General features: G+C 61.3%; 12 protein-coding genes. 2 read left to right on the top strand and 10 right to left on the bottom strand.

Going from position 1 to position 13,871, the window contains the following annotated elements; all coding sequences use genetic code 11:
- Positions 1-3: 3 nt before the first annotated feature.
- Complete coding sequence (locus tag ABSE61_RS28195; RefSeq protein ID WP_423874437.1) at positions 4-759, bottom strand: amino acid ABC transporter ATP-binding protein; 756 nt, start codon at positions 757-759, stop codon at positions 4-6.
- Between the two features lie 114 nt (positions 760-873).
- On the opposite strand from ABSE61_RS28195, the gene ABSE61_RS28190 reads away from it, so the two are divergent.
- Positions 874-1,770, top strand: a complete 897-nt coding sequence (locus ABSE61_RS28190; RefSeq protein WP_423874436.1) for a LysR family transcriptional regulator — start codon at positions 874-876, stop codon at positions 1,768-1,770.
- 303 nt (positions 1,771-2,073) lie between these two features.
- Positions 2,074-3,054, top strand: coding sequence for a M28 family peptidase (locus ABSE61_RS28185; protein ID WP_423874435.1), 981 nt, complete (start codon positions 2,074-2,076; stop codon positions 3,052-3,054).
- Positions 3,055-3,095: 41 nt separating this feature from the next.
- Here ABSE61_RS28185 and ABSE61_RS28180 read toward each other — a convergent pair whose 3' ends face one another.
- The 9 genes from ABSE61_RS28180 to ABSE61_RS28140 form a co-directional block, all read right to left on the bottom strand.
- Positions 3,096-4,337, bottom strand: a complete 1,242-nt coding sequence (locus tag ABSE61_RS28180; RefSeq protein ID WP_423874434.1) for an ABC transporter substrate-binding protein — start codon at positions 4,335-4,337, stop codon at positions 3,096-3,098.
- 39 nt (positions 4,338-4,376) lie between these two features.
- Positions 4,377-6,014 carry a hydantoinase B/oxoprolinase family protein gene (locus tag ABSE61_RS28175; RefSeq protein WP_423874433.1) on the bottom strand — a complete coding sequence of 546 codons (1,638 nt, stop codon included), beginning with the start codon at positions 6,012-6,014 and terminating at the stop codon, positions 4,377-4,379.
- Positions 6,011-8,080, bottom strand: coding sequence for a hydantoinase/oxoprolinase family protein (locus ABSE61_RS28170; protein ID WP_423874432.1), 2,070 nt, complete (start codon positions 8,078-8,080; stop codon positions 6,011-6,013). The genes ABSE61_RS28175 and ABSE61_RS28170 overlap by 4 nt, the downstream gene beginning before the upstream one ends.
- A 451-nt stretch (positions 8,081-8,531) precedes the next feature.
- A complete protein-coding gene (locus ABSE61_RS28165; RefSeq protein WP_423874431.1) occupies positions 8,532-9,767 on the bottom strand; it encodes an ABC transporter substrate-binding protein in 1,236 nt (411 codons plus the stop codon).
- 21 nt (positions 9,768-9,788) lie between these two features.
- Entirely contained in the window at positions 9,789-10,340 is a 552-nt protein-coding gene (locus tag ABSE61_RS28160; protein ID WP_423874430.1) for a carboxymuconolactone decarboxylase family protein, read from the bottom strand.
- 12 nt (positions 10,341-10,352) lie between these two features.
- Complete coding sequence (locus tag ABSE61_RS28155; RefSeq protein ID WP_423874429.1) at positions 10,353-11,273, bottom strand: branched-chain amino acid ABC transporter permease; 921 nt, start codon at positions 11,271-11,273, stop codon at positions 10,353-10,355.
- Positions 11,270-12,130 (bottom strand): branched-chain amino acid ABC transporter permease, encoded by an 861-nt coding sequence (locus tag ABSE61_RS28150; protein WP_423874428.1) that lies wholly within the window; start codon positions 12,128-12,130, stop codon positions 11,270-11,272. Before ABSE61_RS28150 ends, ABSE61_RS28155 begins: the two co-directional genes overlap by 4 nt.
- Positions 12,111-12,914, bottom strand: a complete 804-nt coding sequence (locus tag ABSE61_RS28145) for an ABC transporter ATP-binding protein (protein ID WP_423874427.1) — start codon at positions 12,912-12,914, stop codon at positions 12,111-12,113. Before ABSE61_RS28145 ends, ABSE61_RS28150 begins: the two co-directional genes overlap by 20 nt.
- Positions 12,911-13,786: an ABC transporter ATP-binding protein gene (locus ABSE61_RS28140; protein WP_423874426.1), complete on the bottom strand. Its 876-nt coding sequence runs from the start codon at positions 13,784-13,786 to the stop codon at positions 12,911-12,913. Before ABSE61_RS28140 ends, ABSE61_RS28145 begins: the two co-directional genes overlap by 4 nt.
- Between the last annotated feature and the right edge of the window lie 85 nt (positions 13,787-13,871).

Raw genomic sequence — 13,871 nt, 5'->3', positions numbered from 1 at the left:
GGACTAGTTCTGGAGCTGGGAGATAAAGCGTTTCGCGCGTTCGCTTGACGGCACGGTGAAGAAAGTCTCGGGCGGCGCCTCCTCGACGATCTCCCCGGCGTCCATGAACACGACCCGGGTGCCGACCTGGCGCGCAAAGCCCATTTCGTGGGTCACAACCAGCATGGTCATCCCCTCGCCCGCGAGCTGACGCATCACCATCAAGACTTCCTGACGCAACTCGGGATCGAGCGCAGACGTCGGTTCGTCGAACAGCAGGACCTTGGGCGACATCGCCAATGCACGGGCGATCGCAACGCGTTGTTGCTGGCCGCCGGACAACCGGTTCGGATAGACATCGCGCTTGTCGGAGAGACCGACCTTGGCGAGCAGCGCCTCGGCCATTGCGATGGCCTCCGCCCTCGGCATGCGTTTCACCCGCAGCGGGGCCTCGATCAGATTGCCAAGCACCGTCATGTGCGGCCACAGATTAAAGTGCTGGAACACCATGCCGATATCCGGCCGCACCTCGCGCGCCGCGCGGCGCTCTTCAGAACTGTTGCGTGCGGACGCAATCGTGACGCCGTTCATGGCCACCCATCCGTCGGTCGGTTGTTCGAGTAGCGCGAGGCAGCGCAGCAAAGTGGTCTTGCCCGAGCCGGACGGTCCGATCACGCAAACCACGTCTTTCGGCGCGACCGCGAGACTGACGTGCCGCAGCACTTCGGTCGGACCGAAGCTCTTCGATACCTTCTCGGAAGCGATCAACGGTGCAGCCAAGTCCGGACCCCGTCGCAGGATCAGCATAAAAAAATATAATGCTAGGCTTTACTAAATTTGGTGCGCTGGCTTAAATTAAAGCAATAGAAGTCGAATTAGCAATAACCAAAATTTATGCAAATTGACCCTCGTCTCCTTGAAGCGTTTCGCAGTGTCCTGGACAGCGGTTCCATGACCCACGCGGCTGCGTCCCTCGGTCTCACCCAGCCGGCGGTGAGCGCACAGATTGCGCGGCTAGAGTCCGATGTCGGCTTCGCCCTCTTCGTCCGCTCAGGCAACCGGGTGCGCCCGACCGCGGAAGCCATTGTCTTCCGCGATGAGGTCGAACACACGCTTGCGAAGATCAACGATCTGAGCCGAATTGCCGAGCAAATCCGTGCTGGCGATGTTGGATCGCTGACAATTGCGGGCCATCCGATGGCGGGTATATCGCTGCTGCCCCCCGTCGTTGCCGCCTTTGCCAAACAGCGGCCCAACGTCAAAGTCGAGCTCTTCATCCGCAACTCCGACGTGGTGCGCGGCATGTTTCCCTCGCGGAGCTACGATATCGGCATTGCCGAACCGCCTATTGATCCTTCCGGGCTCACCATCACGCGCTACCCGATGGAGTTCGTCGCCATCCTGCCGAAAAATGATGCGCTCTGTGAATACGACGTAATCACTCCGCAACTGATGTCCGGCCGTGCGTTCGTGGGTGTGTCGCGGCTCATGACCGGCTATCATCTCGTGGAAAAGGTATTTTCGGACGCGCAAGCGCGTCTGAATGTGGTCGCAAGTTCGGAATTCTTCGCAGCCATCTGCGCGATGGTGGCGAGCGGATTAGGGGTCTCGATCGTCGATCGCGCCTCGGCGCTGCAGTTTCAGTCCGCCGGACTGGAGATCCGCACCTTCAGGCCCGCCGTTCTCTACGATATCGCGGTTTTTCATGCGGCCGATCCGAACCTTTCGATGCTCGCGCGCAACTTCCTCGATGCGTTCGACGCCCACATGCGCAACTTTCTCGGAGACTGACCGATGCATCTACCGCCGGATGTATTTGCCCGTATTGCCGCCGACGGCGCTTTAGGCGAGGAATTTGCCGCGCTCTGTAATTTTGGCGGCCGTCTCGCCGGCACGGAGAGCGAGCGCGCGGCGATGGAATATGTCGCCGAACGCGGTAGCCTCGCGAGCAGTGTTCCCTGTACTTCCCTTCCCGTCAGCTACGGTGGCTGGCGCGCGATAAAAGCCGAGTTGCGCCTTTCCGACGGAGCGCTTGCCGCCTGCCATCCGTTGGTGCGCTCGACACCGACCCCAGCTGGCGGGCTCAGCGCGGAGGTGATCGACCTCGGCCGTGGCACACCGGAAGAGTTCGAAGCCCATGAAAAAGAAATCGCCGGCCGCATCGTCCTGGTGCGACATGAACTCATGTTTGCAGCCGGCACGATCCATCGCCGCCGCAAATACAATATGGCGCTTGAAGCCGGCGCCGCCGGCTTTCTCATCGCCGGTCCGTTGGCGGGCGCGCTGGTGACGGGATCTTCCGGCAGAAACGAGGGCGATGCAGGAATCCCGGCCATGGGCATTGCACCGGAAACTGCCGCGCGCCTGGCGCGCACGGCCGCCGGATGGGCGCACGCCACCATGATGATCGAAACCGAAGAATACGAAGCGCAAACCTCAACCTTACTCTTTGACATGCCAGGCCAAACTGACGAGGTGGTTGTCCTCAGCGCACACGTGGACGGTCACGACATCAATGAGAGCGCCATGGACAATGCTTCAGGCGTCGCAGCCGCGCTGGCGGTAGTCCGAACCATCGCGCCACACGTGCAAGGCTGGCGGCGGGGCGTACGCCTGGCATTTTTCAGTGCGGAAGAATGGGCGCTGACCGGCTCGGCGCGTTACGTCGCAGGTCTGTCCGACGTTGAAAAACAGCGCATCGTCTTGAACATCAATCTCGATACTGTCGCCGGCGGTAAACGCCTCACCGCATTGACCAGCGGGTTTGGCGGACTGGAGCCGTTCCTGCTGGAAACGGCTGAAGCGAATGGACACGCCTTGCGCTGCGTGCGGCCGCTCCAGACGAATTCCGATCACGCTAACTTTGCGCTTGCAGGTATCCCCGCCTTTCGACTGGTGGCGGGCTACGACAACCCTTCCGCAAATGTGCGGCTCGTTCTCACGCCAGCTGATCTCAGGGACAAGGTAACCGAGGCCGAATTGATCAAGGCGGCACAGCTCACAGCCGCTGTTCTTGCGGCCGGCTGTAACGCCCCCCCCGCCACAGTCACATCATGGCGAAAACTGAGCAAATAGCGGGACACCGTGCCGGCTGAATAAGCCGGCTGCGCCGGATTTCACTTCATCGGCCAGACAGCCTCCGCAATTGCGGCCTGCGGCGGAAAGATCGTGACGAACTTGCCGCCGACATACTGCAGCAACACCGGATCGGCATCGTTGTTCTGGCCCAGTTCGTCGAACCTGATGCGCCGCCACGGCATGATGGTCTGTTCTCCCGAAATATCGGTCGCGGCCAACGCATCGCGGATCTTCGGACCCTCGGTCGATTTGGCGCGGTTGATCGCGTCCGCCAACACCAGAAGCGCCATGAATTCTCGCGAAGTGAGGTCATTGAGGTCCTTGCCGGACCTTGCCTTGTACATCGCGTTAATGGTGCCGACCATTGGCCGCTTGGTGGCAAGATCGAGCGAAAAGGTGCTGCGCGAGATCGCGGCCTCGACCTTGTCGCCGACCGCGTCATAGAACGCCTTGTCGGAGAAACCGGCGTCTTGCGCCACGATCGCATTCGCCTTGTAGCCAAGCTCAAGCATCGTCTTGATCAGAAGGATACTGTCGGTGGTGTAACTTGACGGCATCAGCACGTCGGCATTGGCTGCCTTGAGTTGCTGCACCTCGGCCGAGAGCGAGGGCGTATTGGCGCGGTACTTGATATCGGCCACGATCTTGTAACCGCGCTCGGCCGCCAGCTTCGCTTGCGCATTGCCGGAGTCGGTGCCGAAGATCGTATCCTCGTGGAACAGCGCCAAGGTTTCGATCTTGGTGCCTTTCTTCTTCATCGCGTCGAAGAAGTCGAACATCGCCGCCGAATACATCTCGTCATGCGGCGACGGACGGAAAAAATATTTCAAGCCGCGCCTGTGCAAACTGGGCGAGGAGTTTTCGGCAGAGACGAACGGAATCTGGTAGCGCTCGCAGGTCTGGCTGACGGTGACCGCTACCGCGCTTTGATAGGTGCCGATGACGGCGCAGACATTTTCCTGGGTGATCAGGCGCTCGGCTTCGGCACGACCCTTCTGGGGATCGGATTGATGGTCGGCAAAGATCAGTTGCACCTTGGCACCGCCCAATCCCGGCAGACCTGCGCCTTTTGCCAACGGCAGATCGAAATCGTAGTTGTTGTTGATGATCTCGGCCGCGGTCTCGAACGCCCTTTGCGCGTCGACCCCGATCTGGGCGGAGTTACCGGACAATGGATAGGTGAAGCCGATCCTGATATCGCCGGTGTTTTGAGCGCGTGCTGGCAAAGTGCTGGCGGCAAGCGCTGCTGTACCACCTAAAAGAAGCGTTCTACGATCCATGATGTTCACCCCTACTGTTTCAAACTAATCAGACGTGCCTCATTCCGCCAAATAACCTTGCTCGCGATCCCGCCGCCGCGCGGATGCCTGACGCTCACCAGGCGCGCCCAGACCGCCGCCGCCGGAGGTGACAAGCCGGACAACGTCGCCTTTTCGCAGCGGCATATTGGAAATCTTCGAGTGCAATGCTTGTACTTCGCCCTCGCGCACGAGCTCGAGTTGGCCTGCCGCGCCAGGTTCGCCGCCATCAAGCCCGAACGGACGAAAGCGGAAGCGGTCCATCTGCGCCGTAAAGGTCGCCGCCTGGCTATCGATGCGCCACGCTCTGCGCAGGCCGAGGCCACCGCGATGGCGGCCATCTCCGCCCGTCCCCGGCGCGAGACCGTACTCGACCATGGTGACGGGCATGCTGCTTTCGATCATCTCGACCGGGATCGATGCGTTGTTATGCATTCCGAACGAATGCGCGCTGGCGCCATCGCCGTTGGGATGGGCACCGCAACCGCCGACTTCAATCTCGACCAGCACCTTTCGTTCGCCGCTCTCTTCCATCGTCTGAAACGAACAGACGTAGCTGACGGCGTAGTAGGCCGCCGGCAGTCGTCCTGGGATAGCCTTCGCAAGAGCACCGAACAGAACGTTGAGCAGGACGTGACCGGGCGCAAGGCGATGTGCAACAGGCGACGGATGCTGCGCCGACACGATCAAGCCTTCCGGCGCGACAATCTCGATCGGACGGTAGCAACCCGCGTTCGGAACGATCACGCGGTCGGCGGCGGCCACGATGGCGAAATAGACCGCAGATGATGTTGAGCCCAGCGTCGCATTGATCGGTCCGGGGACCGCGTGGTCCGAGCCGGAGAGATCGACGACCAACCTGTCGCCGTTCACGGTGATCCGCGCATGAATGCGTACCGGCCTCGTCACATCGATGCCGTCGTCATCGAGAAAGTCCTCGAACTCGTAAGCACCGTCAGGAATCGCGCGAATGGCCGCGCGCATGGTGGCTTCGGACGCATCTAACATCGCCGAACACGATGCGATCAAGGTGTCCGCGCCGTATCGCGCGGTCAGGATTTCGACCGCGCGCACGCCGACACCCAGGGACGCGATTTGCGACTGCAGGTCACCCATGACGGCCACCGGCTGGCGAACATTCTGCGCGATCAGTCCCCACAGCACGTCATTGCGCACGCCCTTGGCGAAAAGTTTCGAGGGCGGAATCCGCAATCCCTCCTGATAAATTTCGGTCGCATTCGCAGCATAGCTGCCGGGCGACATGCCGCCGACATCGAGATGATGGCAAAGCGTGCCGACGATCGCGACCCGTTTGCCCCCGGAAAAAACCGGACGGAAAGCCGCGATGTCCGGCAGGTGTTGGCCGCCACAATAGGGATCGTTGGAGATAATGACATCGCCCTCTTCCCAGAGGTCGGCCGGAATGAACCGGTCGAGGATCGTCTGCAGAAAATAGCCCATGGAATTGAGGTGCTGCGGAATGCGCGCCGACTGCGCCACGTTATTGCCATTCGCATCGAAGATGGCCGTCGAGTAGTCGAGCATCTCGCGCACAATGGTCGAGCGGCTGGTCCGCCACATCGTGACGTCCATCTCCGCCGCCGCAGCCGTCAGCGCGTTGCGCAGCACCTCGAGTTCGATTGCATCGAGCACGCTCATGCCAACTCCTCACTGCGAGCCGCCATGAGGTGACCGTCGCGCCCGAGCACGAGCGACCAGCCGGGGGCAACATAGATCGCCGTATAGTCTTCCTCGACGATCGCCGGCCCGATGATCCCAAGCGAATCTCCGATCGCATCGCGCCGCCATGCGGCGACGTCTTGCCATCGGCCGTCGACATAGACACGGCGGTGACCTGCCGCGGAGCCATCGGCGCATAACGGCTCTTCAGCGGAAATCTGAGGACGCGCCATTCGGCCGATCGCGACAAGCCGCAAGGTGACGAGTTCGACCATGTCTTCGGGATTGGCGTAGGAAAATCGTTGGGCGTGGTGGGCGTGGAAACGCTGGGAGATTTCGCCGAGGCCATCTTCGTCGATCGGAACCTCGCCCCAGGGCACCGTGAGTTCGAAGGCCTGGCCGCGATAGCGCAAATCGGCAGACAGCTCGAACTGACGATCGGCTGGTGCAATGCCGTCGGCTTCGAGCCGCGCGGCTCCCTCAGCCTTCAGATTCTCAAAACATGAACGCACCCAGGCAACAGCACTGCCGTCGAACGGCCGCACACCCGAACGGCCAAAAGCGTGCTCGATATCGGCCATCAGGATGCCGCGCGCGGAGAACGTGCTGGCATCGACCGGAAAGATGATGCGCCGGATGCCAAGCTCATCCGCCACCGCGCAGGCATGAACCGACCCCGCGCCGCCAAAGCTCAACATCGTGAAATCGCGCGGATCGAGACCTTTCTCGAACAGGCTGACGCGGATTGCCGCGGCGAGATTGGTATTGGTCAGACGGAGAATGCCGGCAGCAGCAGCATCCGTATCGAGCCCGAGCGGCTCTCCCGCGCGCGCTGATATGGCGGCGCGGGCGGCCTCTCGATCGAGCGCCATAGCGCCTCCAAGGAAGGTTGCAGCATCCAGCCGACCAAGGGCGAGATTAGCATCGGTCACCGTCGGCTCCGTGCCGCCGCGGCCGTAACAAACAGGGCCCGGGCGCGCGCCGGCACTCTCAGGGCCAACCGTCATTTGCCTCGTCGCGCTGACGCGAGCGATCGAGCCACCGCCGGCGCCGATCGTGCGAATCTCGATCATCGGCAGGCGTACCGGCAGCCGGTCGATTTCGCTCAAGGTGACGATCTCTAGCCGGCTGTCGCGGACGACGGACACGTCAAAGCTAGTGCCACCCATGTCGACGGCTACCAGATTCGGTTCGTCGAGCCGACGCGCGAGTTCGAGCGCCGCCATGGCGCCACCGCTCGGGCCTGACAACAAAAGGCGGGCAGGCTCGGCGGCGGCGGTGGCCGGCGTGCATACCCCACCGTTCGACTGCACGATCAAGAGGTGAGGCGCAAATGCTTCGGCGCGCATTCGCGCCTCAAGGCGTTCGATGTAGGCACGCACAACGGGCTGCAAAAGTGCATTCAGCACGGTCGTGCTGGTCCGCTCGTATTCCCGAATTTCAGGGCTTATGACCGACGACAGTGAAACGTCGAGTCTCGGCAATGCTTTTCGAATCCGATCGGCGAGGCACTTTTCATGGTCGGGGTTGGCGTAGGCGTGAAGTAACGCGATCGCGACAGTTTCGATGTCGGCGGCGGCAAGCCGCACGATAACGGCATCGACGTCAGCCTCGGTCGGCACGCGTTCAGCGGTGCCGTCAAAGCGCATGCGCTCGTGAAAACCGAAGCGCCGGTTGCGGGGGATCAGCGCGGGGACGGGTTGCGGATGGATCGAATAAACGTCGCGACGATAGTGGCGGCCGATCTCAAGCACGTCTTCGAAGCCTGCGGTCGTCACCAACGCACCGGCTGGAAGCTTCCGCTCAAGCACGGCATTGGTGGCAATGGTGGTGCCGTGCATAAGATAGCCGACGTCTGACAACGTAAAGCCGTAGCGCTGGCCGGCCGTCTTGATCCCTTCGACGAGCGCAATCGACGGATCCTCCGGTGTCGTTGGCAGCTTGTGAGCCACGATCCGGCCGTTACGCGCATCGAAGATCTGCAGGTCCGTAAAGGTTCCGCCGATATCGACCCCGATCCGTACCGGCTTGGCAGAGGCATTCATCGATCGATATCCAACTACATCTGTGAGCACTTGATTCCAGCGATCACCTGCATCATCAACTTGTTCTCCCGACACGGTATGGTCAGTTACACCAAGCCGCAAACCGGCCAAGGACGGAAAGCAAACCCTGCAATTCGTGTGCCGTGCGGGGGGCTGAGGGCCGTTGCTGCGACGATAGCACCGTTTGCCGGACAAGCATCCAACCCTGGGGCGAGCGCTATCTTGCGTTTCCTGAGGAGCCTGGCCGGGACATCGGAGTGCCCGGCTGGCGACGCAGTGGTGATCACACCGGTCTCCAGTCAAATTCCCTGCAAACAGGGAAAATCATGGTTTCGGCCAGCCAGGCATCCATTTGAGAGCAAGAAACCGTTGTGCCACCTGTGTTCATCCGCTTCACGCCAATCAACGGCGCGCAATAGGGACGCTGAACCTACGGCGCCATGGCCGCTTGCTAAGCCGCGCCGCCGACGGTCCCGAGAACCACGTCCTTACCATCGCGAATGACCTGATGCAGGAACGGCCGCCCGATCAATTCGCCCCGCTGGTCGAATTTGAGGTCCTGGCCGGCACCCGTGAAATCGATTGCCTCGCCCTTGCGAACCAAGGCGAGCGCATCGACAGCCGTCGATACTTTCGTTCCAGGTCCGTTGGTGATTGGAATGATCTCCTTGGCGAACTCGACCGGATTTGCCGATTTGGACTTCTCGATCGCGGTGGCAAGGACGTTGATCGCGTCGAACTGAAGTGCCGCGAACGGAAACACGGTACCATCAGGCGCGCCCATCGCCCGGACAAAGGCTTTGTACTCCGGGCGGTCCAACGGACTGATCGGCTGAACGTGCTCGATGCCTTCCGCAACCTCCTTGCCGACGTTCTTGACGAATGTGCTGCTGCCGTCGATCCCGGCTGCGGCGGCGATCGTCAACGAGAACACCCTGCCCTTGTAGCCGCCGCGATAAATCTCCTTGGCGATCGAGGTGAACTGGTTGACGTAACCCGGCACGAAGATCGCGTCAGGACCTGCCGCATAGACCTTCTCGATCTCGGCGCGGTAGGACGGCTGGTCAGGTTTGTATTCGACGTCCGATACGACCTTCGAGCCACCCTTCTCGATCGTCGCGACAAAAGACGGAATCATGGAAGCGACAAAGGGATTTTGCAGGTGAAGCAGGCCGACCTTCTTGTATCCACCCTTGAGGATGGCCAGCGCGGCCGGTTCGCCCCAACTCGATGCGCGAGCCTGGAAGCGCCACACCAGCCCTTTGGTATCGCCCTCGGTCACCTCGTCGGCTGAGCCCAGCACCGTCAACACGACATTCTTTTCCAGCGTCAGCGGACGAACGGCCAGAATCGGCGCCGAGCCCCAGATCGCCGTGATGGCCACGACCCTGTCGATATCGAGCAGCTTCCGCGCCGCCTTCACGGCCGCGGTCGCGCTGGTTTCGTCGTCTTCGACAAACAGTTCGATCTTGCGCCCGCCCAATACGCCGCCGGCCGCATTGATTTGGTCTGCGGCAAGCTTCGAGGCCTTGACGATATCGGCACCATAGGGACCGCCACCGCCGGTTAGCGGCGCCAATACGCCGATCCGGATCGGTTCGCTCGCTTGCGCATGCGCGAGGTGAGGCACGAACGGCAGGGCACTGATGCCAGCCAGCAGCGAACGGCGCGAAATAACAGAGTTCATGGTCTGATCCTTGGATACGGATTATTCGGCGGCGTCGCGGACAACGACGCCCTGTTCGATATCGAACTGCAAAATGTCGTTGAAGCGGTTGAACGCACCACAGAGCGCGGTACGCCAGGTCAGCTCCACGATCTGCGCTGCGGAAAAATGCTCGCGCAGCCGGGCAAAAATCTCGTCTCGTGTCCTGTTCCAGTTATTGGTGACGGCGATGGCGTATTCGACGACAAGCTTGTCGACGTTATCCAGTTCGGGATGATCCTTGTAATCAAGGAGGCGTTCAGCGCCCTCTTCCGAAACGCCCTGGATCGCCAACTTTGGCGCATGATGCGAAACGCAATAAGTGCATTTGTTCAGAAGCGACACCGTCACCAGCGCCAGTTCGAGATAGCGCTTCGGCAGGACGGCCTCATTGGCAAGATCGATCAGCAGCGACCAGACGTGTTTGAAAATGGGCGGCCGGTGCGCCATCACGCCGGCCTGATTTTCAAACGCGCCGTAGGTCGTCATCGTGTCCCAAAGCGGCCGGAGTTCGGCCGGCAGATCTTCTCTGGTTTTGACGCTGACACGGGACATGAGCTTCTCCTTCTATCGACCAGGATCGGGATGCGGCGATTTAGCAATCGAAAGGCGGTATTCCGAGGAAATGCCTTCGGGGCGGAAAATCAAAATCAGAACGAGACCGGCCCCGATCAAGGCAAGACGCAGGGAGGCGGCCTGCTGCGCCGAAAGCAACGGAACAAAGTCCTTCAGGAACCTCGTTCCTTCCAGCAGAACCATCACCGTGCAGGCGCCGAGCAACAGGCCGCGATTGGATCCTTTTCCGCCGACGATCACCGCCATGAACGCGTAGACGGTCACGAAGCCGGCAAACTCGCCGGGATCGATATAGGTGAAATAATAGGCGTGAAGCGCGCCTGCGAGGCCGATAACGGCCCCTCCGATCGCAAACGCCTTGACCCGAAGCGCCAGAACATTCTTTCCAAGCGTCGCCGCGACGACGTCGTCCTCGCGCACCGCGCGAAGCGCCCGTCCGAAGGGCGAGCGGATGATCCGGTCCAGCACCAGATAGGTCGCCGCTACCAGCACAAGACAGAGCAGCAAAAAGAACAACTCATATTGATCGCCGCCGACAAAGCCGATCAGGGGCCGCGGGATATCGCGAATGCCGTTGGTTCCACCCGTCAACCACGTCTCATTGGTCAGCACCAGCCGCACCAGTTCGGCAAACGCCAGCGTGGTAATTGCGAGGTAGTCTTCGCGCAATTTCAGTGTCGCCAACGACACCAGCGCCGAGAGTGCCGCCGTCATCGCCACAGCCGCTACCGTCGCCGTCAAACCGTCGACCCCGGCTTTCGATAGAATGGCAGCCGTGTAGGCGCCAATCCCATAGAAGCCGGCGAGACCAAAGTTAAGCATCCCGGCCTGCCCCCATTGCACATTGAGCGCGAACCCAAGCAGCACGGCCAGGGAAACGAAGGTCAGGATCGCGATGAAATAGCCGGTCATCGCCGGATCCTCGCCGCACCCACAAGCCCTTGCGGCCGCAGCAGCAGAACCAGCACGAGTACCGCAAAGCTGACGCCCTGGCGGTACGTAGTGGATACGGCCAGCGCCGAAGTTTCCTCCACGAGGCCAATGATCAGCGCGCCCGCTACGGCGCCGAATGGATTGCCGATGCCGCCGATCACGGCGGCGGCGAAAACCGAAACCAGATAGTTCGTTCCCATCATGGGATCGACGACACCATCCAGCGCAATCAAGACCCCGGCGAGCGCCGTCAGCACACCGGAGATCGCCCAGGTCCAGTCCACCGTGGCTGCGCGGCCAATGCCGCGCACCTCGGCGAGATCCGGATCATCGGAGATGGCCCGCATGGCGCGGCCGAGCCGCGTACGTTTGAGAATGAAAGCGACGACAACCATCGCGGACAAGGCGACCACGGCGATTGTGAGTTGCTCGTGATTCAAGCGAAGACCGTTCCACAGCAACGGCCTTGCGACCGGGACGTCGAGCGTGCGGACGTCCGCGCCATAGAAGAAGCGAAGCACGTTTTCGAGCACAAAGGCCACGCCCATCGAAGCCACCAGCAAGGTGACGTGATCGGCATTGCGGATCTGACGATAGACCCCGTGCTGGATCGCGATGGCCACAAGCGCCAGGCCGATAGCCGCGGCAGGTGCTGCGACCGCAATCGGCATACCCAGCGAGGTGTTCGCGATATAGGCGAGATAAGCGCCGGTCGTGATCATCGCGCCGATGGAAAAATTCGCAAAATTCAAAATCCCATAGGTCAGCGACAGCGCAATCGCCGGAAGCGCGATCAGAAGCCCGGAGACCAGGCCGTTAAGCAGCGCTTGCGTCATCGCTAATCCTGCTGCGGTCAGCGTCTGCCAGCTTTGCCTTCGCGCCTCCAAGAAACAATTCCCTGACAACAGGGTCAGAGAGGAATTGATCAGCTTGCCATGTGCCCCTGATTTCGCCTGCGACCAGCAGGACGACGTCGTGGGAAATCCGCATCGCCTCGATCAGGTTCTGTTCGATCATGATCACGGTCACACCGGATCGATTGACGGTAGCGACCGCGTCCAGCATCGACGTGACATAGCGCGGCGAAAGGCCCGCCGACGGCTCGTCCAGCAGGAGCGTCGTCGGTCCAGCCACCAGCGCGCTGCCCATCGCCAGCATCTGCCGCTGGCCGCCACTTAAAGTGCCCGCAACCTCGTTCAATCTCCCGGCCAAATCAGGAAACAGTTCGAGCACCCGGTCGCGCGCTGCACCAAACTCCTTTGCGGGCGCCTCGCGGTGGATGAACTCAAATCCAATCCGAAGATTTTCGCCAATGGTCAGATTTCTGAAGATGTTGCGTTCCTGCGGGACGTAGCCGAGCCCGGCCAGCGCCCGTTGCGGCGGTGCCAAACGCGTCACATCGCGACCGTCGATCGATATCTGCCCCAGCCGCGGCCGCAGCAATCCAGCCAAGGTCTTCGTCAGGGTAGACTTGCCGGCGCCATTCGGACCGGCAATCGTTGTGATCCGACCCCGCGCAGCGGCCAGCGTGACGGACATAATGATATCCGAGCCGCCATAGCCGGCCGATACGTCGCGCACCTCGAGGGAATTGACCGAGCCTGTCACCAAGCTTGTCATGCCTTCAACCCGAGATAGGCTTCGACCACCCGGGCATCGCCAACGACTTGCGCGAACGACCCTTCTGCCAGCACCTTCCCTGCCGCCATGAAATAGACGTGGTCGCACAACGCGGCGACGATATCGAGATCGTGTTCGACGATGAGAAAATCGACGCCTTCGTCGGCCAGACTGCGGATGGTGGCGACAAGTACCTCTTCCATGGCGGGAGCGACGCCGGCCGCGGGTTCGTCGAGAAGCACGAGCTTCGGTTTGAGCATCAACGCCCGGCTTAGTTCGAGCAGTTTCTTCTGGCCGCCAGACAAGGTCGCAGCGGGCGCATCTGCGAGCCGCCACAGATTGACCTTTTGCAACGCCGGACGGGCGATCTCGATCGCCGCCTCTTCCTCTTGTCGTACCCGCTTGGGTCGCGCAAACAGGCCGACAAGGCCCTCCCCTGTTTGCTGAGCGCGAGCCAGCAGCAGGTTTTCGAGAACGGTGAGCTGCCCCAACTCACGCGAAATCTGAAATGTCCGTACCAAGCCGCGCGTGGCAAGCCGATGTTGTGGCAATGAACCGATGTCTTCGCCGAGCAGGAGAACCTGGCCGCTCGTCGCCCGCTCGACGCCCGAGATCACATTAAGAAGCGTCGTCTTGCCGGCCCCGTTCGGTCCGATCAGGCCGGTGATCCGACCGCGGGCCAAATCCAGATCGACGCCCGAAAGGGCTTCCAGGCCGCCATAGGTTTTGCGAATGCCGCGCGCCTGAAGCAGCGGCGCGTTTTTTCCATCGTTCGCGATGGCGCCCGATGGCGCGGCAGGTCGGGATGGCGACGGCTCGGACACGACGCGGAATTCGACACGATCTTGCAGGGTGATGGCGGATGAACTCATTGAGCTACTTTGCAATCTTTAGGCCAGCTCCCGCGCGCAGGAATGCCGAACGATCCAGACAGGCCGCACATTAGTTTGCTACGCA

Origin of the sequence: Bradyrhizobium sp., from assembly GCF_049519115.1 — a bacterium.
Classification (GTDB): Bacteria; Pseudomonadota; Alphaproteobacteria; order Rhizobiales; family Xanthobacteraceae; genus Bradyrhizobium.
The sequence above is the reverse complement of the archived record's forward strand: the minus strand, read 5'-3'. Positions and strand labels throughout refer to the sequence as shown.